At 49.2% G+C, this 295-nt stretch carries 1 protein-coding gene; it reads left to right on the forward strand.

Going from position 1 to position 295, the window contains the following annotated elements:
• The coding region (locus BHC62_RS29280) for an aldehyde dehydrogenase (protein WP_073648088.1) at positions 1-72 on the forward strand (72 nt) is incomplete at its 5' end.
• Positions 73-295: the final 223 nt, after the last annotated feature.

Below are 295 nucleotides of genomic sequence, written 5' to 3' on the forward strand. Positions count from 1 at the left end.
ATGTTGGATCACTATCAGCAGACCAAGAACCTGCTGGTGAGCTACGACATCAACCCACTGGGTTTCTTCTAAGTTTCGTCAGCACCACACTCCCACACTTGAAATGCAATCAAGTGTGGGAGCTGGCTTGCCTGCGATGAGGCCAGTACAGCCAATACTCATGTTGAATGTGAAACCGCTATCGCAGGCAAGCCAGCTCCCACACTGAATCATCATAAATACTCGGCATCTCATCCGGCTCAAGTCAGTCGGGATAAAACAATAAGAACCAAAGGTACTTCCCCATGCCTAGCGA

The organism is Pseudomonas sp. 06C 126 (assembly GCF_001855215.1).
GTDB lineage: Bacteria > Pseudomonadota > Gammaproteobacteria > Pseudomonadales > Pseudomonadaceae > Aquipseudomonas > Aquipseudomonas proteolytica.